Annotated in this window: 16 protein-coding genes; 6 read left to right on the top strand and 10 right to left on the bottom strand. The window is 43.9% G+C overall.

Going from position 1 to position 24,452, the window contains the following annotated elements:
* The first annotated feature begins 38 nt into the window (after window positions 1-38).
* The 3 genes from secA (at window position 39) to K6V30_RS10365 (ending at window position 5,101) form a co-directional block, all read left to right on the top strand.
* Entirely contained in the window at window positions 39-3,362 is a 3,324-nt protein-coding gene (gene secA, locus K6V30_RS10375) for a preprotein translocase subunit SecA (protein ID WP_010536956.1), read from the top strand.
* A 121-nt stretch (window positions 3,363-3,483) separates the two neighbouring features.
* A complete protein-coding gene (locus tag K6V30_RS10370) occupies window positions 3,484-4,593 on the top strand; it encodes a DUF6340 family protein (RefSeq protein ID WP_010536955.1) in 1,110 nt (369 codons plus the stop codon).
* Window positions 4,594-4,654: 61 nt separating this feature from the next.
* Entirely contained in the window at window positions 4,655-5,101 is a 447-nt protein-coding gene (locus K6V30_RS10365) for a hypothetical protein (RefSeq protein ID WP_010536954.1), read from the top strand.
* A 101-nt stretch (window positions 5,102-5,202) separates the two neighbouring features.
* On the opposite strand, the gene K6V30_RS10360 is transcribed toward K6V30_RS10365, so the two are convergent.
* From K6V30_RS10360 to K6V30_RS10345, 4 genes are all read right to left on the bottom strand, one after another.
* Window positions 5,203-7,407 (bottom strand): alpha-N-acetylglucosaminidase, encoded by a 2,205-nt coding sequence (locus K6V30_RS10360; protein WP_029425362.1) that lies wholly within the window; start codon window positions 7,405-7,407, stop codon window positions 5,203-5,205.
* Between the two features lie 230 nt (window positions 7,408-7,637).
* Window positions 7,638-9,545, bottom strand: coding sequence for a RagB/SusD family nutrient uptake outer membrane protein (locus K6V30_RS10355; protein ID WP_055270181.1), 1,908 nt, complete (start codon window positions 9,543-9,545; stop codon window positions 7,638-7,640).
* A gap of 13 nt (window positions 9,546-9,558) precedes the next feature.
* Entirely contained in the window at window positions 9,559-13,017 is a 3,459-nt protein-coding gene (locus K6V30_RS10350) for a TonB-dependent receptor (protein WP_055270143.1), read from the bottom strand.
* A gap of 237 nt (window positions 13,018-13,254) precedes the next feature.
* Window positions 13,255-14,283, bottom strand: a complete 1,029-nt coding sequence (locus K6V30_RS10345; RefSeq protein ID WP_010536950.1) for a FecR family protein — start codon at window positions 14,281-14,283, stop codon at window positions 13,255-13,257.
* Window positions 14,284-14,412: 129 nt separating this feature from the next.
* Between K6V30_RS10345 and K6V30_RS10340 the strand changes: the two genes are divergently transcribed.
* Complete coding sequence (locus K6V30_RS10340) at window positions 14,413-14,988, top strand: RNA polymerase sigma-70 factor (protein ID WP_055270145.1); 576 nt, start codon at window positions 14,413-14,415, stop codon at window positions 14,986-14,988.
* 367 nt (window positions 14,989-15,355) lie between these two features.
* Here K6V30_RS10340 and K6V30_RS10335 read toward each other — a convergent pair whose 3' ends face one another.
* The 3 genes from K6V30_RS10335 to K6V30_RS10325 form a co-directional block, all read right to left on the bottom strand.
* A complete protein-coding gene (locus tag K6V30_RS10335) occupies window positions 15,356-17,251 on the bottom strand; it encodes a sensor histidine kinase (RefSeq protein WP_055270147.1) in 1,896 nt (631 codons plus the stop codon).
* Window positions 17,252-17,367: 116 nt separating this feature from the next.
* Window positions 17,368-20,007, bottom strand: a complete 2,640-nt coding sequence (locus K6V30_RS10330; protein WP_055270149.1) for a valine--tRNA ligase — start codon at window positions 20,005-20,007, stop codon at window positions 17,368-17,370.
* A 64-nt stretch (window positions 20,008-20,071) separates the two neighbouring features.
* On the bottom strand, window positions 20,072-20,710 hold the full coding sequence (locus K6V30_RS10325) for a hypothetical protein (protein WP_016268346.1): 639 nt from the start codon (window positions 20,708-20,710) through the stop codon (window positions 20,072-20,074).
* 91 nt (window positions 20,711-20,801) lie between these two features.
* Here K6V30_RS10325 and K6V30_RS10320 point away from each other — a divergent pair, with 91 nt between their 5' ends.
* Both K6V30_RS10320 and mazG read left to right on the top strand, forming a co-directional pair.
* Complete coding sequence (locus K6V30_RS10320; RefSeq protein ID WP_010536945.1) at window positions 20,802-21,869, top strand: DUF3810 domain-containing protein; 1,068 nt, start codon at window positions 20,802-20,804, stop codon at window positions 21,867-21,869.
* Window positions 21,870-21,973: 104 nt separating this feature from the next.
* Window positions 21,974-22,762 (top strand): nucleoside triphosphate pyrophosphohydrolase, encoded by a 789-nt coding sequence (mazG, locus tag K6V30_RS10315; protein WP_008764515.1) that lies wholly within the window; start codon window positions 21,974-21,976, stop codon window positions 22,760-22,762.
* A 204-nt stretch (window positions 22,763-22,966) separates the two neighbouring features.
* Here mazG and K6V30_RS10310 read toward each other — a convergent pair whose 3' ends face one another.
* Genes K6V30_RS10310 through K6V30_RS10300 form a run of 3 tightly spaced genes read right to left on the bottom strand, consistent with a single transcriptional unit; the run spans window position 22,967 to window position 24,448 of the window.
* Window positions 22,967-23,434, bottom strand: coding sequence for a hypothetical protein (locus tag K6V30_RS10310; protein ID WP_029425358.1), 468 nt, complete (start codon window positions 23,432-23,434; stop codon window positions 22,967-22,969).
* A gap of 28 nt (window positions 23,435-23,462) precedes the next feature.
* A complete protein-coding gene (locus K6V30_RS10305) occupies window positions 23,463-23,849 on the bottom strand; it encodes a hypothetical protein (protein ID WP_029425356.1) in 387 nt (128 codons plus the stop codon).
* Window positions 23,850-23,896: 47 nt separating this feature from the next.
* Entirely contained in the window at window positions 23,897-24,448 is a 552-nt protein-coding gene (locus K6V30_RS10300) for an RNA polymerase sigma factor (RefSeq protein WP_010536942.1), read from the bottom strand.
* Window positions 24,449-24,452: the final 4 nt, after the last annotated feature.

Genomic DNA, 24,452 nt, shown 5'->3' with positions numbered 1-24,452 from the left:
AGACAATCAAGAAATAATAATAAACTAAATAATATAACATGGGATTTAATGAAATTTTAAGCTCGATTTTCGGAAACAAATCCACGCGAGACATGAAAGAAATCAAGCCCTGGGTAGAAAAGATCAAAGCTGCCTATCCGGAGATTGAAGCACTGGACAACGACGCCCTCCGTGCCAAAACGGAAGAACTCAAAAAATATATCTATGAGTCGGCGGCTAACGAACGCGCAAAAGTGGAAGAACTCAAAGCGAGCGTTGAAAACACAGAACTGGAAGACCGCGAAGACATCTTTGCACAAATAGATAAGATAGAGAAAGAAATTCTCGAAAAATACGAGAAAGCACTGGACGAAGTGTTGCCCGTAGCTTTCTCTATCGTCAAGGCAACTGCCAAACGATTTGCAGAAAACGAAGAAATCGTAGTAACTGCGACTGAATTCGACCGCCATCTGGCTGCTACAAAAGATTTTGTACGTATCGAAGGCGATAAAGCCATCTACCAGAATCACTGGATAGCGGGTGGTAACGATATGACATGGAACATGGTTCATTACGATGTACAGCTGTTCGGTGGTGTCGTTCTGCACAAAGGTAAGATTGCGGAAATGGCAACAGGTGAAGGTAAAACACTGGTAGCTACCCTCCCGGTATTCCTGAACGCATTGACCGGAAACGGCGTGCATGTGGTAACCGTGAACGATTACCTCGCCAAACGTGACTCCGAATGGATGGGCCCGCTTTATATGTTCCACGGCCTCAGCGTAGATTGTATCGACCGCCATCAGCCGAACTCCGATGCTCGTCGACAGGCATATCTGGCTGATATCACATTCGGTACAAACAATGAATTTGGTTTCGACTACCTGCGTGACAACATGGCAATCAGCCCGAAAGACCTTGTACAACGCCCACACAACTATGCCATCGTCGATGAGGTTGACTCCGTATTGATTGACGACGCCCGTACTCCGTTGATTATTTCCGGTCCGGTGCCGAAAGGTGACGACCAACTGTTCGAACAACTTCGCCCGCTGGTAGAACGCTTGGTGGAAGCTCAAAAAGTGCTTGCTACCAAATACCTGTCCGAAGCAAAACGCCTGATCGCCTCCAACGACAAGAAGGAAGTGGAAGAAGGATTCCTTGCTCTTTATCGTAGCCACAAGTGTCTGCCGAAGAACAAGGCATTGATCAAGTTCCTCAGTGAACAAGGTATCAAAGCCGGTATGCTGAAGACCGAAGAGATCTACATGGAGCAGAACAACAAGCGTATGCACGAAGTGACTGAGCCGTTGTACTTCGTCATCGAAGAAAAACTGAACAGTGTAGACCTGACAGATAAAGGTATCGACCTGATCACCGGTAACTCTGAAGACCCGACGCTGTTTGTTCTTCCGGATATTGCCGCACAACTTTCCGAACTGGAAAATCAAAATCTGACCAACGAACAACTGTTGGAAAAGAAAGATGAGCTGCTGACCAACTACGCTATCAAATCGGAACGCGTACATACCATCAACCAGTTGCTGAAGGCTTACACGATGTTCGAAAAAGATGACGAATACGTTGTTATCGACGGACAGGTGAAAATTGTAGACGAACAGACCGGACGTATCATGGAAGGTCGCCGCTACTCCGACGGATTGCACCAGGCAATCGAAGCAAAAGAACGTGTGAAAGTAGAAGCTGCCACACAGACTTTCGCCACGATCACTTTGCAGAACTACTTCCGTATGTATCACAAGCTGTCCGGTATGACCGGTACTGCCGAAACGGAAGCAGGCGAACTCTGGGACATCTACAAGCTGGATGTAGTCGTTATCCCGACTAACCGCCCGATCGCACGTAAAGATATGAATGACCGCGTGTACAAGACCAAACGCGAAAAGTATAAAGCCGTTATCGAAGAAATCGAAAAACTGGTACAGGCAGGACGTCCGGTACTGGTGGGTACGACTTCGGTAGAAATCTCCGAAATGCTGAGCAAAATGCTTACCATGCGTAAGATCGAGCACAGCGTATTGAATGCGAAGCTGCACCAGAAAGAAGCTGAGATCGTAGCAAAAGCCGGTTTCAGTTGCGCAGTAACTATCGCTACCAACATGGCAGGTCGTGGTACCGACATCAAGCTGAGCCCGGAAGTAAAAGCCGCGGGCGGTTTGGCCATTATCGGTACGGAACGTCACGAATCCCGTCGTGTAGACCGCCAGTTGCGTGGTCGTGCAGGACGTCAGGGTGACCCCGGTTCTTCTGTATTCTTCGTGTCACTGGAAGATGACCTGATGCGTCTGTTCTCTTCCGACCGTATTGCCAGCGTAATGGACAAACTCGGTTTCCAGGAAGGCGAAATGATCGAGCACAAGATGATCTCCAACTCTATCGAACGTGCACAGAAGAAGGTGGAAGAAAACAACTTCGGTATCCGTAAACGTCTGTTGGAATACGATGACGTGATGAACAAGCAACGTACCGTTGTTTACACCAAGCGTCGCCACGCTCTGATGGGCGAACGTATCGGTATGGATATCGTAAATATGATCTGGGACCGTTGCGCGAATGCAATCGAGAATAACGACTACGAAGGTTGTCAGATGGAACTGCTCCAGACATTGGCTATGGAAACTCCGTTCACTGAAGAAGAATTCCGCAATGAAAAGAAGGATACTCTGGCAGAAAAGACATTCAACATTGCCATGGAGAACTTCAAACGCAAAACGGAGCGTCTGGCACAAATCGCTAATCCGGTCATCAAGCAAGTATACGAAAACCAGGGACATATGTACGAAAACATTCTGATTCCTATCACAGACGGAAAACGGATGTACAATATCTCTTGTAATCTGAAAGCTGCTTACGAGTCCGAATCAAAAGAAGTGGTGAAATCGTTCGAGAAATCAATCCTGCTGCACGTTATCGACGAAGCATGGAAAGAAAACCTGCGTGAACTCGATGAGTTGAAACACTCTGTACAGAACGCAAGCTACGAACAGAAAGACCCGCTGTTGATCTACAAGCTGGAATCCGTAACGTTGTTTGACGCTATGGTGAACAAGATCAACAACCAGACTATCTCTATTCTGATGCGTGGACAGATCCCTGTACAGGAAGCTCCGGCAGACGAGCAACAGGCCCCACGCCGTGTAGAAGTACGTCAGGCAGCTCCCGAGCAGCGTCAGGATATGAGCAAGTATCGTGAGCAGAAGCAAGATCTGAGCGATCCGAACCAACAGGCTGCTGCCAGTCAGGATACTCGCGAGCAACAAAGACGCGAACCGATCCGTGCGGAAAAGACAGTAGGACGTAATGATCCTTGTCCATGCGGAAGCGGTAAGAAGTATAAAAACTGCCACGGACAGAATGCTTGACAGCAGTCCGGTGTAAGATTATAATCTAAAAGAAAGCCTCAAACGGTTAAAAACTGTTTGAGGCTTTCTTTTATTCATTCAAAATACTACTTTTGCTTAAACTACTAAAGATATCAAGACTATGGCAAAATTCTATTCACTGGCATTGGTTTCTCTGCTATTGTTAGCGCTCGGCAGCTGTCAGAGCCTGGAGCAGATTTCTATTGACTACATGCAGCCCGGAGACATGACTTTTCCTTCTCAGCTCCGCAAAGTGGCTATCGTGAATAACACCAGCACCGAACCGGATAACAAGCTGATCACACAAACCGAAAAGCCTAAGGAAAATGTCCCCGAAATCAGTCATGCCACAGCCTATGCAAATGGCAATGTTAAGATTGCAGCCGAATCACTGGCTGAAGAAATCGCTCATCAGAACTATTTCGATGTAGTGGTGATCTGTGATTCCGCCTTACGGGCTAATGATAAGTTTCCACGCGAAAGTACGTTGAGTCAGGAGGAAGTCCAACAGCTGGCATCAGACTTGGGAGTGGACTGTATCATCGCCATGGAGAACCTGCAATTCAAAGCGACTAAAACGGTGCGTTACATCCGTGATTTTAACTGCTATCTGGGTACAGTGGATGTAAAAGCCTACCCGACGGTCAAAGTATATCTGCCTTCACGCAGCAAACCGATGACTACGCTGCATCCGACCGACAGTATCTTCTGGGAAGAATACGGAGAAACGGTAACAGAAACATTTGCACACATGATTCCGGACGCGCAGATGTTGCGGGAAGCTTCTGAATTTGCAGGAACTATTCCCGTCAAACAACTGCTGCCTCTCTGGAAGACGAGCAAACGATACCTGTACACGGGCGGTTCGGTACAGATGCGTGACGCAGCCATCTTTGTACGCGAAAACTCATGGGACAGAGCCTACGAGCTCTGGAAACAGGTGTACGACGGAACCAAGAAGGACAAAAAAAAGATGAAAGCCGCACTTAACATCGCAGTATATTACGAGATGAAGGACAGCCTCGCACAGGCAGAAGAATGGGCAGTCAAAGCACAGCAACTTGCTCAAAAAGTAGACAAGAAAAACATTGCCGAAAATGCTACGTATGCTACCATCGATGATGTGCCGAATTATTATATGACAACCCTTTATGCAAACGAATTGAAGGAGCGTAACAGCCAATTACCCAAGCTAAAAATGCAAATGGAACGATTTAATGATGATTTTTAAGGAAATCATGCATTGATTATTATTTTTTTTATACCTTTGAGGTAACAAAAAGGAAGAACCTATGAAACTGAGCCAACAATCTCTATCTACCATCGAATCGGCTATCCAAAAGGCAGTCGGCAAATATGTATGTGGCTGCGACCAGACAGCCGTAACCGATATTCATTTACAACCGGACCAAACATCGGGACAACTCACTATTTTTAACGACGATGATGAGGAACTGGCAAATGTGATGATTGAAGAGTGGGCGACTTACGATGGGGATGATTTCATGGAGAATGTGGAGCCAAGCCTGAAAAGTATCCTATGCCGAATGAAAGAGGCGGGCGACTTTGAAAAAATAACGATACTGAAACCGTATTCATTCGTATTGGTAGATGAAGACAAGGAAACTGTTGCCGAATTGTTGTTGGTAGATGACGATACGATACTGGTGGATGATGAATTACTGAAAGGGCTGGACAAAGAGTTGGATGAGTTTCTAAAGAATTTGCTGGAGAAATAAATAATCATAACCATATAAGAATAATCGGAAGTAAACAGGCAATCCCTTTTACTTCCGATTATTTATTTAAAGTTATATGTAAGAGCTCTACAGGAGGCGGCTCATTCAACTGCTGACCGATACACGGTCTTTGCCGTCTCAATCACAGATGGTCCGTTCTTGCCGGATACATCGACAGTTTTACTTTTCTCCGCCCATGCTTTCTCCATGCCATAGAAGTGGATCGGTTCTGCCGTAGATTTATCGAGTTTACCGTCCAGTTCCTGCTGTTTCTGTTCAAAGAAGGTATTCCAACGTTGATAGTACAAGTCTTTCAAAAGGCCACTCCATTCCCGATGGGAATAATCATGCAGACCTCCTTGATTGGCAGCTATACTGTCACCCCAAACGGTGATCAGTGCAGAAGCATTCCATTCATAAAGTTTCTTTTCTTCTTCTGTAGTTCCCAAGGAACGGGCAGCAGATAACCATGAAGATACAGAGAACTCTTTTCGGGTGGACAGTAAACTGTCTTGAGATAATATCAATCCTAAAAATTGTTGTGTCTGCTTTCTGAAGCTATCCTTGTCTTTCCGGTCATAACTTTGGGAGATTTCTTCAAGCAATACATTCGCCTTATCTGCCAGACTCTGACGTACGATGTCCACCAGATCATATTCAAAGTTATTATTTCCTTTATACCGATCTGCGACAGAAAGTAGTAGCTGAGCTGCTTTCGCTGTTGAGTCAGGTGAATAGAATAACTTGGCATATCCCCAGGTTGATGTTCTGTCCAAATGAAATCCCGGACGGGCACATAACAGAGATTCGACTGTACCTTCTCCCTGATAATTCTTCGGAGCATTATAAACAGTATGCTCCAACGCACGCCACGCTTCTGTTACTTCCGGCGACAAATCATCTCCATAACGCGCCTTCAGATATCCTTGCAACCATATGTCCGGTGAGAATCGTTCTTCCCGCCAGGGAAGCTCATACAGCAATTCAAACATCATCGGATTGTTCTCTATTCCTTCCGGGGTAGCTCCTACCCCCCGCAATGTTTTCCCGTTGATATGTGCACAGGCGTTATAATATCCATTCACCAACTGCTCCATCCGTCCGTGCAGACCGACATTACCGCCAAAGTTAAGCAGCATACAATAAAGCCAGTCATGTTTTCCAAAGCCTTTCTCCCGATACCACATCGACTCCGGATCACCCCATTGCGGTAGCTTTTCACTATACAAATCCAGTACCAGCAAATCACCGGAATCGAGCGTGTTGACCATCGCTTCCCGCGGATTCGCCTGCCATGCCTGCATCACCCACACAGCCTCCGGATTCGCTTTCTTCATAGCACCCATAATAGAAGTTCCCGCCTTTGCCAAGTCTACTCCTTCCGTATTTCCTCCTTCATGAAAGGGGTCCATACTGTAATACTTTGCTTTTCCGTACAGTTTCTCCAACTCCTCATAATACATGGCAGCAAATGAATCGAAATGTTCATCTTCCGTAGAAAGAAAAGCCGGACGAGGGAAACCGCACCATTTACCGGGATCGGCAATCTGATATCCCAGTTTCTCTCCGATATTACGGGGGACCATTCCTGCATATCCGGGGAATACCGGTTCAATGCCCAGCTCCCTCATTCGGGCAATGATCTTCTTTTGCAGTGCTTCCTGTTGCCGATACCAACTGTCGGGATTCGGGCCGCCCCATCCTTCCAGATTATTCATCTGCCACCATGCCATAAAGGCAGGACCGGAAATAAACTCATTGACCTCCTCCGTCGTATATCCGATACGCTTCAGCAAATTATACCAGACAACCTCCATCCCTGTTATACTCAAAGGCATATTGATGCCGTGCATCGCCATCCAGTCTATTTCTTTCTCCCAGCGTTCCCAGTCCCAGAAAGCCATGGAGTAGGAATAGGTACAGTAATTCAGGTAATATCGATTCTTCATAGCCGTTGTCTGTCGGATTTTCTTTTGAGGCAGAGGCAGTACTTCCGGCAATTTCTGCGAGGGATTATTCCACGAAAGATGAATACCTGCCACATATTTCAGGTACCAATTCAAGCCTGTAGCCAGTGAGAGATCAGAGTTCCCGGTTATCAGTACTTTGTCATCCTTGGAGTCTATCTCAAAGTAGTCCTTTGCCGGATCGGCTTCATCAATAACCAACCGGAAAAGGATTTGATCTTTCGACGTATTCTCCGTCACACGTGCTGCCAATGAATCGATTGGAGCAGACGTAGATCGGCAACTTGTATACATAACAACAGAACCAAATAATAAAAGTAATAGAAGACGCATGTTCATAGTCATTATTTTTTTAAGGGTCATCAAATGTGTTTGAGCATTTGAACCCCTAAATATATTTCAAATTTCCGATTACTGAAAATAAAATATAGTTCTTTTATACTGATACACATAAAATAACCTCCAATATATGAAAAGTCGGAAAGATATAGCATTGGCTCTAATAAAGAAAGAAGATGTGGCAAACAGTTATTTGCACATCTTCTTTCAATTTGTGTTTCAGTTAATTATTACTCCCATCCCGGATTATTGGGGGCCAGTTCTGGGTTTAATGCGATTTCATTAGTAGGCACCTGATACAGATAATACTTATCTAACCAACCTTTACCTGCTACCAAAGGATCATTATACATATAGATAAAACCTTCTTTCTTTCCTGTTGTATCGGCGTATCCTTTTTCAAGATCAACAAACTGTCCGGAATCGCCAATCTGCTCTTTAGTAGCCCATTGACCATACTGTATCTTATTGATAAACCAAGGTGCTTTTTTCCAACGGCGCACATCGTAGAATCCAAATCCTTCGCCCATCAATTCTACTATGCGCTCGCGACGAATCTCCCACAATACAGGGTCTACGGTCTGGTCGCGCTTCGGATCAAATCCGGCATTTATCTCGGCCACTTTCATATGGGCAACTCCCACCCGATCGCGTAACTTATTGATAGTAAGATCAGCAACAGTCTGATTGAAGCCTTCGGCACCTGTACCACCTTTTTCAAATTTAGCCTCGGCATAATTCAACATCACTTCATCAATCTTGAACAAAGGTACATCTGAGGTCCCTTCATTCTCTTTCGAATTGTCCCATACATTATAGTATCTGTACACATAGTTACCGCTACGGGCTACGAGGAAACCTTGTCCGCCATTGTTGGTGAAGAAGTGAGGCATTCCTTTCAATATAGCAGCAGACCAGTTCATCAATGGGAACACTTTATGTTTACCGGCTTCCCCATTTCCGCCCCCGAAACCTGTGTAACGGGTAATGCCCATGATATCCATAAACTCACGGTCCTTGGGATCAGAAGTATACTCCCAACTGGTATTATCGGCACTTGGGATCACCTTATAAGGGGGAGCTACAGTCTCCAGCAGACGAAGGTCACGATTGCGGAAAGTAGCATTCATACTATTATCCCCGTCCTGCGACCATTCATATTCCGAGCTGTTATGAATCGTTTTACCATCTTTACAAAGATACATGTCGATGATGTGTTGCGGCATTTCCACATTATGGGTGGATGTCCGTTCAACATGCGTCAGTACATAATTTGTCAGTTCTTTTTCTACATATTCCTTATACAGAATGATGCCTTTCATTCCTTTCAGGTCAGATGTCAGCATCTCTCCCCAATCACTGTTCAGTTCGGGATAAGAATCCATCAGTTTCTTGGAATAAGTGATACAAGCATCAAAGTACTTATCTTCGTCCCCCAAAGCATGATATTTACGCCATGTACCTTCAAAAAGGCAGAAACGGGAAAGAAGAGCACGGACAACATGCACATTGATCGTATTTTCACCGTCACCTTCTTCTTTTATATGCTCTTCAGCGTATATCAAATCGTTCAATACATGATCGGCAACTTCTTTACGAGGTGTACGGGGACCATATGCTATTTCCTTATCCGAATCACCCAGTACACGATCTACCCAAGGCACATCACCAAAACGAGCTATCAGTTCCGAATAATAATAGGCACGGAAAAAATATCCCACCGAACGCCAATGCTCCTTGTCCGCATCCGTCATCCCTGAGTTATCGATATTTGCCAACATGACATTGACCCGATAGACGAAACTGAATGCCCATCCATTGCCCGATGACGAACTGGATACATTCTGAAAAGCATACGGATTACCGTCACCCTGACGACGCATCAGATAACCTGCATAAATATCGCTTGTATAGGATGTGGCACTGGCATAGGCTCCGTTTGTTCCGGGAATACGCAGGATATTAGTATTTGTAAATACTCCATATAATCCCCAGGCATAGGTCTTGAAAGTATTATAATTACTGAACACTGTCTGCTCCGTTAACGAAGTATCCGGATAGCGTTCCATAAAACTATCGTTGCATGAAGTAAACCCGATAGCTGCTGCCGCAAGCATAGTATATATTATTTTTTTCATAACCAATTCTAAATTAAAGAGTAACATTAAAACCAAAAGAAATCGTACGATAGAAAGGATATCCCCAAGACAGGCGTTCCGGGTCATAACCCTTCATCAGCTTAGTAAATGTGTGAAGGTTCTCACAACTTACGAACGCTTTCAAACTCGTTAATGTAATAGGTGCTAACCAGCTCTTCGGGAAATTATAACTCAAAGTCACATTCTTGACACGCAGATAAGAGCCATTCATCAGATACTTCGTTTGCGCACGTGTATTGTAACCGGAGTTGTTTCCTTGCCCGTAAATACGGAAATATTCCGCATTCGGATTGGCTGCCGTCCAGTCACCATTGGCAGAATCTACCGGTTTCCAATAATCCAGCTGGTCTTTAAAGAGTGAACCAAACTGTCCGGAATTAAACGGCCAGCGGCGTGCATCACTGATCCATACATCACGTTTACCTACTCCTTGCAGCAAAACACTCAGATCAAATCCTTTGTAATTGACTCCCAGATTTATACCATACTGCAAACGCAAAGAGTTATTACCGATTATCTTGCGGTCTCCCGGATTGTCAAAGGTTCCGTCTCCCGTATCAATACGATTCGTACTCGATTCATCATCACGCAAATTCTGGTACTTGATGTCGCCGGGACGCGGACTTACTCCATCCACTGTCACCACTCCTTCTTTCAATTTCCAGGTATTTGTATCTTCAAAGTCATCGGCTGTATAGTAACCATCCGTTACATAACCCCAGATAGAACCGATTTCATATCCTTCATAATAATTATTCGTGCCATCACTTTTCAGGATAATCTTGGATTCATTATGGTATTTGGTAACGACTGTTTTAGAGTCATAAAGATTGAAGCCTACATTATAGCCCCATGCACCGATTCTATCTCTCCAGGTCAATGACAATTCCCAGCCTTTCGTACGCAAGTCGGCGGTATTCTGCAAAGGTGCGGAAGCACCTACCACTGACGGCAACTCAGCTCCCGGAGCAAGCATATCTTTCGTATCACGGCGATACCAGTCGAAAGTACTTTGCAGACGTCCGTTCAAGGCAGTTATATCAAAACCAAAGTCCAATGTTTCTACCGTTTCCCAAGTAAAACTATCACTGACCAGTCCCGGAGCATTCAAAGTCAGCGGCTTCGCTCCATTCACCAGCCATGCCACATCCTTCTTTTCCACTTGCGACATGGTTGGAACAAATTTATAAGGGTCAATGCCTTGATTACCTATTTGTCCCCAGGTTCCGCGAAGTTTCAGATCGCTTAGCCAGTCACCTACAACCGGTTTCATAAAGTTCTCGCGGGCAATGTTCCAACCCACAGATACAGAAGGGAAGAAACCGAAACGATTTTTCTTCGGGAATTTAGACGAGCCGTCATAACGACCATTGGTCTCAAACAAATATTTGCCTTTATAATCATAATTAACACGATAGAAAGCACCACGCACGGTATACACGCGATGATCATCTGTAATAACCTTATTCTCACCGGTAGCCGTACTATGTGACGGATACTTCTCGTTAATCATATCATAAGAATAAGTATACAATTTCTTCCAGTCACTGGATTCCTGGTTGAAGCCGCCCATTAACGACAAGTTATGCGTGTCATTCCATGAATATCTATAATTAGCATACAGGTTGATGGCATTATAATCAGTACTTTGGTGAGTCGTCTCCAGAGAAGAAGTAGTGGCAGTCTGTATTTTTGCCAGCTCAACCGTTGTATAATCAATGGAAGCCTTATTCACATTCTGATTACTCCATGTCTTGTCAAATGTATATTCAAATGCCACTTCAAGCCCTTTCAATGGTTTCAATACCGTTTTTGACAGGATACGGGCATTGTCTCTGATTGTATTGTTATCCGTTGCCATTCTCAAAACGTTGGAAGGCGTATTCGTCATCAGGCTGGTGCCGTCAGGCAAAGTCAGGGAACCTTCGGGATATACAACCGGCAAACGCATATCATACAATCCGGTCTTATCCGAAGTCACAGGCATATTCTTGTCACTCTGAGCATAGCGTATATCTACAGACTGAGTCAGCCACGAGGTGATTTCGGCAGAAATATAGGCACTACCCGACAAACGTTTGTAGCGGTCTTTATCGGTGATCAAAATACCTTGCTCGCTATTATAACCAAGGGACAGACGATAAGCCAGCTTATCAGTACCACCACTCAATGACACATTATGTGCTTGCAGAAAACCGTAATCATCAAGCATATTGGCATACAGGTCTTTCTCATTCAGGTAATAATTCAATCCTGTTTCCGGGTCTACATATACTCCGTCTCCGGTAGTCTGGAATTTACCCGGATTCTTACGATATTCGGTCAGGTAGTTCATCCAAGTTTTGATATCTTGCCCGGTGTAATATTTACCGGCATTGAACTCGCCGTCCAGGTAAGCCTGCATCCACTCCAGCCCGTCAGCCTGTTCCGGACGATTGATAGAACTCTGAAAACCAAAATTATTATTATAATTGACATGAAACCCGTCGCCTTTCTTCGCCTTCTTTGTAGTCACAAGTATTACACCGAAAGCGGCACGCGCACCATAGATAGCGGCCGAGGCGGCATCTTTCAACACAGAAACACTTTCGATATCTTCGGGATTCAACATATCGATATCCCCCGGAACATTATCTATCAACACCAACGGACCACCGCCATTGATGGAAGTCGTACCACGAATATTGAATGATTTGCTCTGTCCCGGACCGGCAGCATCATTATTAGGAGTAATCTGAAGTCCCGGCATCGCACCCTGCAAAGCACTCATGGCATTTACAACAGGACGGCTCCCCAGTACATCATCCATCTTTACTTGAGATACCGCGCCGGTCAGGTTCGCTTTCTTCTGTACGCCAAAACCAACTACTACCACTTCGTCCAGACTCTGTGTGTCTTCTTTCAAGACTACCGACAGCGTCTTTCCCGGAGTTACTTTCAGGGACTGTCCTTGATAACCAATATAAGAGATTTCAAGAATGGCGTCTTTTGAACCGACATTCAAGATAAAATTACCGTCCATATCAGTGATCGTGCCATTGGTAGAGCCTTTTTCTATCACACTGGCACCGATTACCGGTTCACCTGCCGCATCCACTACTCGTCCGCTTACTTTTACCTTTTCCTGATGCGCCTGTTCGACAGATGCCAACTCCGTGGACAGAATGATCTTTTTATCTATTACCTTATATTCTACACTCGTATTTTTAAATACTTCGTCAAGAACTTTAAAGATATCATTACGGTTAGCGGAGATTGTCACCAACCGTTTCAAATTTATATGAGCATTGTTGTAGAAGAAACTAAATTCTGTTTGCTTCTCTATCGCTCTTAATACATCCTCAACTGTCTGATTACGTACATTCATCGTAACCTTTGCAGATTGAGCATAACTATCTGTCGCATTAGTTAATCCGACAAAACAAAATAAGAATAAAATAACCAGTCTCATAGTACGTGGGATTTTTTTCGAGGTTAGCCAAAAAGACTTTACCACCCTTAAAACTTGGATGCTAAAATTGTTTTGCATAATTTTGTATTGATTTAAGTTGAAAATGAGTTAACTATGCTTGTCTGCCAACAAGCATTTTCAATTGATTCATTTTAGTATGGGGAGATCTGCCAAAATCTTCCCATACTTTTTTCTAGGTAAGTTTTGCTTTCATACTATTAAATTGTTAAAGGTTAATCAATAAATTTCTATTATCTCTTTTTTTCTGTCACTTCCATCCTTATCATCATTGATATGTTGCCAACGTATTTTGGAGGATACTTTAAAATATTCCAGGATCTTCTCCAAACGTTGATTTGTAAAGGTTCCCGTAAACGAACTATTCTTCAGTTTTTCGTTCTTAATAACAAATTTCACACTATATCTTTTTTCCAACATCCATAATGCTTCTTCCAAAGGTGTATTATCAAGAACAACTTCTCCATCTTTCCAAGCCAACTCTGATTTTCCCGAAGTTTTATAAAGGCGGACTTTATCAGTCTCCGAATCATACACCAGCTTCTCTCTTGGAGATAAGAACACATGTTTCACCCCAGCGTCTTTCTCGAACATAAAATCTACTTTTCCTTCAATCAAAGTTGTAATAACCTCTGTATTCTGTTCATATGCTTCCACATTGAAACATGTACCCAATACTTCTATCTGTGATTGATGTGTAGTAGAAAGGATAAATTTCTTTTCCGGATCTTTGGCCACTTCAAAGTATGCTTCACCACTCAACGTCACTTTACGGAAATCTCCATTAAAGCGAGAAGGATAAGACAAAGAAGATTCCGAATTTAAATAAACAATTGTACCATCGGGTAATGTCAACGAAGTTGTCATTCCAGGACTGGTCTTAACTTCCATCATCTCCGCTACCTCACCGGTATCCCCTTTCCAGTTCTGCCATATAAATAAGGTAAGAAGCGGAATAAACAGAATTGCAGCAGCACGTTGTGTCCACTCCCACCACACTGTCCTTCTCACTTCACGGTCCGACATTTTTCCCTTTACTTTCAGTAAAGCTTTCTCCGTATCAACTTTTTTCATTACCTGAACCGTGTCCACAGCCAAATAAAGGGCAAAAGTCTGAGTAGCAACTCGTTTATTCTCCTCCGACTCATCTATCCACGCTTCCACTTCCAGACGTTCCTCCTCGCTCAGCCTCCCCTCACAATAACGAGGAAGCAATTCTTCTATTCTATTATTATCTAATTCTTTCATCCTTTATTCTACCTTTTATTATATGACAAGACCAAACCATGACATTCCTAAACGAAAACCTTATTTTTTTCAGAAAATCTTTATTTTATTATAAAAAAGCTATATTTGCAGTAAATTAGAATTTAATAAATGAAGGAAGTACACATAAAGAGGAATGACCCTCAATTATCTGAAATACAGCGTGGAGGCCTAAAAGCCTTTGAAACGCTATTCAGGCAATACTATGCAGTGCTATGTGCCTATGGTCATAAATATGTTGACTTCCACGATGCAGAAGAAATTGTGCAAGACTCCCTTCTATGGATATGGGAAAACCGGGAAAACCTAATTATTGAATCATCATTAAGTTCTTATCTCTTTAAAATGGTACATCACAAGGCTTTAAATAAGCTTGCACACATTGATGCCATCAAACGTGCTGATACGCGTTTCTATGAAGAAATGCAAGAGATGATACAGGATATGGACTTCTATCAAATTAAAGAGCTAACCAAACGTATTGAAGAGGCGGTTACTGCATTACCGGAAAGTTATCGGCAAGCATTTGTTATGCATCGTTTCCGGGATATGAGCTACAAAGAAATTGCAGAAACATTGGAAGTGTCTCCAAAGACTGTAGATTATCGTATTCAGCAAGCACTCAAACAATTACGCATCGATTTAAAAGATTATCTGCCATTGCTGCTTCCTTTACTGTTTCCTTAATATAAGTGACTCCTTCCAATAAATTGGATTCGTACCTATTAAATCTATACCATCCTTCAACTAAATAGAGAAAAACGGTCTCTTTTTAGGTAAAGTTCTTTTTTGCTCTATCAATTAAAGCTATAAAACAGAAAATAGTAAATCTGTATTTATCTATAGTACAAGCTGATACAGATCATAAATTCTCAACCATTCTCATCATGATGAGAATTTTTTCTCACCACAGCGAGAACTTTTTCTCATCGCAGTGAGAATCTTTTCTCATTGGATTGAGAATATTGTCTCATCGTAATAAGCTGACCAAAATCTTGGAAGTCTGCAATACATAAAACAAACAATCATAAAGGATAAGAAGACAGATACAATCCTATTCTTGCCGATAAGGCAGCGTAAACCAGAAAGTAGAACCTTTGTTTTCCTCTGATTCAACTCCAATCGTCCCTCCTAAGCGATCGATAATCATCTGACAAATGGAAAGTCCCAAACCTGTTCCCTGAACAAAAGGATTGTATTTCACAAACCTTTCGAATACATGCTTGCATTGCTCTTCCGACATGCCGCAGCCTGTATCCGAGACATAAAAGCAAATTGTATCGGCATCCTTCAGACGATATCCCATTCTGATAGAACCTGTCTGAGTAAATTTAATAGCATTGATGACAAAATTGGAAATCAGTTGTATCAAACGATTCTTATCTGTATAAAGGGTACATTCCGGCAGACGTTCGATAAAAGTAAGAGTGACAGTTTCTTTTTTCAAGCGAAGCCTCATACTCTGTTCAATTTCTTCCATTGTCTGATTGACATCTATCAATGAAGGGCAGAAGTCAAAAGTGCCGGCTTCGATTTTGGACATGTCCAGAATATCATTGATCAGTTGAAGAAGCAAGTCGGTATTTGTTTCGATGATGTCTGCATATTCGCGCATCTCCTTACGATCTTCTATATCCGGCAACATATTCGAGAAGCCGACAATCGCATTCAACGGAGTGCGGATTTCATGACTCATATTAGCCAGAAAGGCGGATTTCAACTGATTCGCCTGCTCCGCCTTTTCCATTGCCTCACTCAGACGAGTGTATGCCTTGCGAAGAATACGTATATAATAGATGATCGCTGCTATCAAAATAAGAAGGAAAATGGAACAGGAAAGGATTTCAACGCAGTATTGATGAAATATACTTTTAGGTTCGTTGACATAAACAGCTCGTTCGGGATAAAGGTGATAGGGAATATTGTAGGATTCCAGCACCGGATAACAGAGGTAGGCACTCGCCTTTCCTCCTATACTTTCGGGAATGTCCTCCGCCTGTTCTCCATGCAGCACACGGCCAATAATTTCAAGCAAGGAATCGCCGAATGATTCTGCAGAAACGTAATAGCCTCCTGCAAAAGTATTATTGGACAAGTCTTCGGAAGAAAGCAGGAACAAGGGAGAGGACGTAAAATTGGTGATAATCTCCTGAATATGATCAAAAAGATAATTATTATCTTCTTTATTATGCGACTCAAACCATGAATAATAAATAATTCCGGTGTTTGCTTTATAGCTGCGCAAGGTGTCCAGAAGCATTTCTGTTGACAAGTGAGTGGTAGAAAGCAATTCTAAAGGCAGGTTTGGGAAATGCTTTTCAACAGCTTCTTTCACGTCTCCGCGGGTTTCTTCACTGATGTAGCGGTCGTCCGAGATAAATGCCAGGCGATCCATATCAGGTATCAGGCTATAGATCAGTTCAACGGTTTCCTTCACATAGTAATGCTGTTTCAGGGTAGTCAGGTTGTAGCCTTTTCTCCACTCTTGGGCGGGGACGCTGTTGGTCTCATTCAACGGGGCATGAGAGAGCAGAATATCCAAGGTAGCAGGCAGGCGGTCACGGGAGTTCGTTATGATCACCGGAACATCTTTCCACAGGTCGTCAAATAAAGGACGGCAGACAATCCAGCCCGGATCGCCAATTATCACAATAGCGGCAGGAGGAAGCGGATATTTCTGACGCAGATGCTCGATGACCGCATTTACCTCCATCGTATCCTGCAAGGCCGGGACAGACAATGATTCCGCTCTGGCGGTTATTCCCTGTTCCTGAAGAACATCGTGCACATACCAATAGAAGTTTTTGGCCCAGGGAAGGTTGAAGTTAATAGAATTCAAAACTAATATTTCTTTATCTGATTTCCCATTATCTGCCAACATAGGGGAAAGGAGTCCTTCGAAAAGAAGAAAGAACGCACCTGTTAAGCATATTCGCAGTAATTGTTTCATTTTGCTGTGTGATTAAAAGTGGAAGCAAAGATAGTATTATTTTTATCTTTTAAAAAGAAAGGCATCCCAAATCTATCGGGATGCCTCTCCATTACATATTTTTATGTATCAGTTCATTATGCCTTTTTTAAAGCTGCGATGCTTTCTTTCAAAGAACTGATGATACTTTCCGCATCGGCCTGCTTCTTACGTTCCATTTCGAGAACGGCTGCGGGGGCATTATTGACAAATTTCTCATTGCTGAGTTTCTTCAATACACCTTGCAGGAATCCTTCCTTATGTTTCAGTTCAGCTTCCATACGGGCGATTTCGGCTTCTACATCAATCATGTTGCCCAATGGCACAGCGTATTCGGTAGTTCCTACCATGAAGGAAGAAGCACCTTCCACCTTGCTCTCTACCACTGTGATAGAAGAAAGGTTACACATCTTCTGGATCACCGCATTGAACTCTGCAACCGGATTTTCGCCCAACACCTGCAAATCAAGCGGTTCTTTCTGAGCTATGTTCTTTTGCAGACGGATGCTGCGGATATTACTGATAACTCCCTTGACAACTTCAAACTGTGCAACGAATGCGGTGTCTACATAAGTATCCATGCTCAATGCACTTACCATCAGACTTTCTCCTTCTTCCGCATTACGTTCGTACATCTGTTGCCACAATTCTTCTGTGATGAACGGCATAAACGGATGAAGCAGATGCAACAGGTTATCGAGGAAGCAGAGAGTAGCGTCATAAGTGGTACGGTCAATTCCCTGTCCGTAAGCCGGTTTAATCATTTCCAGATACCAGGAAGAGAATTCATCCCAGAATAATTTATAAACAGCCATCAATGCTTCGCTCAGACGGTATTTGCTGAACAAGTCCGCTACTTCGGCAGCTACCTCGTTCTGTTTGGATTCAAACCAGTGGACAGCCAGTTTAGCGGCATCCGGAGCCTGAATATTATCGTCAACCGTCCAGCCCTTGATCAGACGGAAGGCGTTCCATATCTTACTGCAGAAGTTACGTCCCTGTTCGCAGAGCGCGTCGTCAAAAAGAATATCGTTTCCGGCGGGAGCTGCCAGCATCATTCCCATACGGACACCGTCAGCACCATATTTGTCGATCAGTTCCAACGGGTCGGGTGAGTTGCCGAGTGACTTGGACATCTTACGTCCCAGTTTGTCGCGAACGATCCCTGTAAAGTAAACGTTCTTGAACGGCATCTTTCCTTCATATTCGTAACCCGCCATGATCATACGTGCCACCCAAAAGAAGATGATATCCGGTCCGGTCACCAGGTCGCTGGTCGGATAGTAATAGCTGATTTCCTCGTTACCCGGATGATTGATTCCGTCAAACAGGGAGATAGGCCACAACCAGGAAGAGAACCAAGTATCCAGACAGTCTTCGTCCTGACGAAGATCATCCATCGTCAAAGCGGCGTTTCCTGTTTTCTCTTTGGCTTTAGCCAGCGCTTCTTCGGGAGTGGCGGCTACCACATAGCCACCTTCCGGCAGGAAGTAAGCAGGAATACGATGTCCCCACCACAACTGGCGGCTGATACACCAGTCTTTGATGTTCTCCATCCAGTGCCGGTATGTATTCTTATATTTGGCAGGATAGAATTTCAACTCATCGTTCATTACCGGAGGCAATGCCATATCGGCAAAATGCTGCATTTTGAGGAACCACTGCATAGACAATTTCGGTTCGATCACTACATTGGTACGCTCTGAGTAACCTACTTTATTTGTGTAGGCTTCTGTCTTTTCGAGCAATCCGGCAGCATCGAGGTCTTTCTCAATCTGCTTGCGGACGTCGAAACGATCCATACCGATATATAACCCGGCAGCTTCGCTCAAAGTCCCGTTATCGTTGAAGATGTCGATGCTGGGCAGATTATACTTTTCACCCAACATATAGTCATTTACGTCATGGGCCGGAGTTACTTTCAGACAACCGGTACCGAACTCAATGTCCACATAATCGTCTTCGATGACAGGGATAACACGGTTTACCAACGGAACGATTACTTTCTTTCCTTTCAGCCATGCGTTCTTGGGGTCGTTGGGGTTGATGCACATTGCCGTATCGCCCATGATTGTTTCGGGGCGGGTCGTTGCTACTACTGCATAGCGGCCTTCCGGATCACCTTCCACCTTATAGCGGAGATAGAACAGTTTTCCGTGCTCTTCCTTGTAGATCACTTCTTCGTCGGAAAGGGCAGTCAACGCTTTCGGGTCCCAGTTTACCATACGGACACCACGGTAAATCAATCCTTTGTTGTACAGGTCTACAAATACTTTCAATACGCTTTTGCTGCGTTCCTCATCCATAGTAAAGGCGGTACGGTCCCAGTCACAGGATGCACCCAATTTGCGGAGTTGCTTCAAGATAATGCCTCCGTGCTCTTCTGTCCAGTCCCAGGCATGTTTCAGGAACTCATCACGGGTCAGGTCTGTCTTCTTGATGCCCTGGGCAGCAAGTTTGTTTACAACTTTTGCTTCGGTAGCGATGGAAGCGTGATCAGTTCCCGGCACCCAGCAGGCATTCTTGCCTTCCATACGGGCACGACGAACCAAAATATCCTGAATGGTATTATTAAGCATGTGTCCCATGTGCAACACACCGGTGACGTTCGGGGGCGGAATGACGATGGTGTAAGGTTCACGACCATCGGGTTTCGAACTGAATAAACGGTGTTCCAGCCAATACTGGTACCACTTTCCCTCCACGTCAGCGGGATTGTACTTACTTGCTAATTCCATGTTTCTTTATGTATATGATAATGTATATTCAAAAAATAACGGCTGCAAAATTAATAATTTTAATTCAAATCTTGCCACCCACAGGATGTTTCTGTGCCCGGAAAGATAATTTATATCCCTCATAAACAGCAATTCCATAAAATAAGGCGGACATCGACACCACATTCTTCACCATGACAGAAAAGATTTCGCCATAATCGACTCCCGTCAGCACTTCGAAAAACGTCATATCATAATCCTTGGCAGCAAAGCCGATGATGGATAAGAAATCACCCAATACACAACTGATCAATGCCAGTACCGCTCCCAAAATACCGAAGACGGGACGTATCCCCTTCCCCTGCCGCATGGCGAAACCGACCAGGAATCCGACTCCGATAGCCATATATCCCATCTGAAGACCTGTAGAAACGGAGATAAGACTCCATGCCACCGCCCCCAAAATACACGCGACGGATGCATACAGCACTCCTTTGGGAAGATTTTCTTCGGCGAGAAGTTCTTCTTCCGTCATTGACACCGGAAAGTCGTCGGGCTTGGGAGGAGCCATCTTCAACAGTTCTTCATCCTTCTCGAAGTTTTCGCATTCTTCGTCAAAGTCAGGAAGCTCTCTGGTACGTTTGCAAACAAGCCCTTTCCCATTCACGAAATCACGTGACACGCAATTCCGGCAATACTTTTCAATTTCTTCTACGGTAGCCATCTTTCGTTTAACAGTTTTTTTGCAAATATAGAGGTATTTTTTCGCGTGACGTTTATTTAATGCATATTTTTGTTGACTAAAATCTGCACGGATGATGAAACGGAAACTGATAATTAGATATATACCCCTGGGAGTACTGCTGCTTCTGGTATGGATGACACAGTCGATTCCCGCTTTGGGAAACCTGTATTCACAAACCGTTTATCCTGTCATCTCCCGCGTTTTGTCATTCTTCTCCAACTTATTCCCTTTTGCCATAGGGGATTTATTTATTTTCGGGAGTATCACGGGAGTCATCGTTTATCCATTTTATGCCCGTATCCGCAAGAAACTGCCGTGGAAGAGGATTCTGCTGCGTGACGGAGAATATCTGTTATGGGTTTACGTATGGTTCTACCTCGCGTGGGGGTTAAACTATTCGCAGCCAAACTTTTACCAGCGTACGCATATTCCTTATACAGCTTACACACCGGAGATTTTTCAAGAGTTTGTGGATAACTATATCGACTCACTGAACAGTTCGTTTGTTCCCGTAAAAGGAATCCATGAGGAACAGGTACGTGACGAAGCTGTCAAACTTTACAATCAATTAAGCGACAGCCTGGGAGTACACCGCCCTCCATTTCCCAATCCACGGGTCAAGACGATGATATTCACCCCATTCATATCAATGGTCGGAGTGACGGGAAGCATGGGGCCTTTCTTCTGCGAATTCACTTTAAACGGAGACTTGCTCCCCATCAACTATCCGGCAACGTACACTCACGAACTGGCTCATCTACTGGGAATTTCGAGCGAGGCAGAGGCCAATTTTTATGCCTATCAGGTTTGTACCCGTTCACAAATAAAGGGAATCCGTTTCAGCGGCTACTTCTCGATTCTGAATCATGTACTGGGGAACGCCCGACGGCTGCTGAGTGAAAAAGAATACGCCGATATAATCAACCGTATCCGACCGGAGATTATAGAACTGGCGAAAAAGAATCAGGAATACTGGATGGCTAAATACAGTCCGTTGATCGGTGATGTTCAAAACTGGATATACGACCTCTACCTGAAAGGAAACAAAATAGAAAGCGGAAGAAAAAACTATTCGGAAGTGATCGGGCTGTTGATTTCGTATCAAGTATGGAAAGCGAAAACCGCATCAGACCAATAAAAAGACTTTTATTAACTCCCTTGCTTTTGTTTTCGTACCGATTAAGGCTATAAAAGACAAGGAAGCATTATCTTTGCAACATTATTTATAAAAAAATCAAAGGAATGATACATACAAGAGAAGAACAGATGGAAGCCTTCGGCCGCTTTCTGGACATCCTCGATGAGCTTCGGGTCAAATGTCCGTGGGACCGCAAGCAGACGAACGAAAGTCTGCGCCCCAACACTATAGAAGAGACTTACGAACTTTGTGATGCCTTGATGAGGGATGACAAAAAAGATATTTGCAAGGAGTTGGGAGATGTGCTGCTGCACGTAGCATTCTATGCAAAGATCGGTTCGGAGACAGGTGACTTCGACATTAAAGATGTCTGTGACAAGTTGTGCGACAAACTGATTTTCCGCCATCCTCACGTATTCGGAGAAGTAAAAGCTGAGACTGCCGGACAGGTATCCGAAAACTGGGAACAGCTGAAACTGAAAGAAAAAGACGGAAACAAAAGTGTATTAAGCGGTGTTCCAGCTGCACTCCCTTCACTCATCAAGGCTTACCGCATTCAGGACAAAGCCCGCAATGTAGGTTTCGACTGGGAAGAACGGGAACAGGTATGGGATAAGGTAAAAGAAGAAATCGGAGAATTCCAGGCAGAAGTAGCCAATATGGACAAAGAGAAAGCAGAAGCCGAATTCGGCGACGTCATGTTCAGCCTCATCAATGCGGCACGCCTCTACAAAATCAATCCGGACAATGCTTTGGAACTAACCAATCAAAAGTTCATCCGCCGTTTCAACTACCTGGAGGAACATACGATTAAAGAAGGGAAAAACCTGAAAGATATGTCTCTTGAGGAGATGGACGCTATTTGGAACGAAGCTAAGAAAAAAGGACTGTAACCCCATCCTCCTTCCTTATGGAACGGGTATAATACGTGTCCAAACTCTGTTATTCCCACTTCCAGCAGTCTATTCTTTTAGTAAAACAACAAAGGTAAGCTAACAATTCATCCGGAAACAAAAATCAGAGGCTCTATCCGCATAGAATAGAGCCTCTGATTTACTCTGACAGAGCGTCTGTTTCATCCCAACAGAGCCTCCGTTTTATTTCTTTCTTTTCGGGTCATTTCCTCCGTCATTGCGGTTCATGCCTTTCAGCATTTCCCGATGGAAACGCATCTCCGCACGTTGAACGAGGTATATCTTCTTGTTGGAAAGTATCTTTTTAAACCGGTCCAGATAAGACTTATCAAGACGGTCGGCAGCGATACGGTTGTCACATACCTTTGCTACAATTTCTTCGTACTGGGCTTCTGTTGTTTTATCGTCTTTACCTTGACGCATCAAACTCCACGATTCATCGTTCAGTTTCTTCTTCTTCTCCTGCAGTTCAAAATAAACCGGGAAGAATTTGGCAGCCTCTTCCTTTGTTAATCCGGCCTGCCCAATAATAAACGCTTTCTGTTTATTCCGGAATTCCTCACGGGACAAATGCTGGTCACATCCATCGGCAGCCCAAAGAACAGGCATAAAGCCACATAACAAAACGATTAAAGTGATTAGTTTTCTCATTTTCTATTATTCAATCTGTTTTAATAAATCATTCTACACTCGCGTCACTCAGATAGACGTATAACGAATAATCATCCAACATCGCACGGTCCAACGCTACATCAATCATCTCGTCGGATACTTGTTCCGTATCCGTCTCCATAGCCGTTACTGCCACCGTTATATCATCTGCTGCCGGTTTATGGTCTGACGACGCCACCCGGATAATCAGGGCAGCTCCTACAAACATAGCCGCCATATAGAATAATGGTTTCAATCTCGTCCATGTCGAAACAGGCTCTTCCTTGAAAACGACTTTCTCTTTTTCAGGAAGTTTGTTCATCACCTCTGAAGTCAGATTTTCAAAGTAACCGTCGGGCACTTTGAAGGAATGCTCCTTTCCGATTTTCTTCAATAGGGTATCTTCTTCTTTCATACGTTTTTCTCCTCTCTTTTGATTAGACAATGTCTGCTTTAAAAGGTTTAATCTACTTCTTCCAAAAACTTCTCTATTTTCTTCACGGCATGGTGATAGGAGGCTTTCAGGGCTCCGACCGAAGTCCCGAAGATCTCTGACATATCCTCGTACTTCATTTCCTGATAATACTTCAGGTTGAACACCATCCGCTGTTTCTCGGGCAAAGTCAGCAATGCTTTCTGCAATAGCATCTGCACCTGGTCGCCCGAATAGTACGGATCACTCTCCAGCTTCTGCACAACTACTGCCTCGGGGTCGTCAATAGCCACCATCGTTGTAGCACGCTGCCTGTTCAGAAAAGTAAGACATTCATTCAGCGCGATACGGTAGAGCCACGTAGACAGCTTCGCCTCGGCACGGAAATAATCAATATTCGTCCATGCCTTAATGAAGGTATTTTGCAGAAGATCGTTCGCATCTTCATGCGATAGTACCATCCGGCGGATTTGCCAGTATAACTGCTCGCTGTATTGCGCCACAATCAACTCAAATCCTTTCCGCTGCGTACTCTCCTCCTGAAGGAGTTTCAGAACTTCACGTTCGTTATAAGGGGTCATAATC

Source organism: Bacteroides faecis (genome assembly GCF_020091505.1).
GTDB lineage: Bacteria > Bacteroidota > Bacteroidia > Bacteroidales > Bacteroidaceae > Bacteroides > Bacteroides faecis.
Note: the sequence above shows the minus strand (reverse complement) of the source record. Positions and strands in the feature narration are given on the sequence as shown.

Coding starts and splice junctions, on each gene's coding strand:
- secA (WP_010536956.1), top strand. CDS start 39: ATGGGATTTAATGAAATTTTAAGCTCGATTTTCGGAAACAAATCCACG.
- K6V30_RS10370 (WP_010536955.1), top strand. CDS start 3,484: ATGGCAAAATTCTATTCACTGGCATTGGTTTCTCTGCTATTGTTAGCG.
- K6V30_RS10365 (WP_010536954.1), top strand. CDS start 4,655: ATGAAACTGAGCCAACAATCTCTATCTACCATCGAATCGGCTATCCAA.
- K6V30_RS10360 (WP_029425362.1), bottom strand. CDS start 7,407: ATGAACATGCGTCTTCTATTACTTTTATTATTTGGTTCTGTTGTTATG.
- K6V30_RS10355 (WP_055270181.1), bottom strand. CDS start 9,545: ATGAAAAAAATAATATATACTATGCTTGCGGCAGCAGCTATCGGGTTT.
- K6V30_RS10350 (WP_055270143.1), bottom strand. CDS start 13,017: ATGAGACTGGTTATTTTATTCTTATTTTGTTTTGTCGGATTAACTAAT.
- K6V30_RS10345 (WP_010536950.1), bottom strand. CDS start 14,283: ATGAAAGAATTAGATAATAATAGAATAGAAGAATTGCTTCCTCGTTAT.
- K6V30_RS10340 (WP_055270145.1), top strand. CDS start 14,413: ATGAAGGAAGTACACATAAAGAGGAATGACCCTCAATTATCTGAAATA.
- K6V30_RS10335 (WP_055270147.1), bottom strand. CDS start 17,251: ATGAAACAATTACTGCGAATATGCTTAACAGGTGCGTTCTTTCTTCTT.
- K6V30_RS10330 (WP_055270149.1), bottom strand. CDS start 20,007: ATGGAATTAGCAAGTAAGTACAATCCCGCTGACGTGGAGGGAAAGTGG.
- K6V30_RS10325 (WP_016268346.1), bottom strand. CDS start 20,710: ATGGCTACCGTAGAAGAAATTGAAAAGTATTGCCGGAATTGCGTGTCA.
- K6V30_RS10320 (WP_010536945.1), top strand. CDS start 20,802: ATGATGAAACGGAAACTGATAATTAGATATATACCCCTGGGAGTACTG.
- mazG (WP_008764515.1), top strand. CDS start 21,974: ATGATACATACAAGAGAAGAACAGATGGAAGCCTTCGGCCGCTTTCTG.
- K6V30_RS10310 (WP_029425358.1), bottom strand. CDS start 23,434: ATGAGAAAACTAATCACTTTAATCGTTTTGTTATGTGGCTTTATGCCT.
- K6V30_RS10305 (WP_029425356.1), bottom strand. CDS start 23,849: ATGAAAGAAGAAGATACCCTATTGAAGAAAATCGGAAAGGAGCATTCC.
- K6V30_RS10300 (WP_010536942.1), bottom strand. CDS start 24,448: ATGACCCCTTATAACGAACGTGAAGTTCTGAAACTCCTTCAGGAGGAG.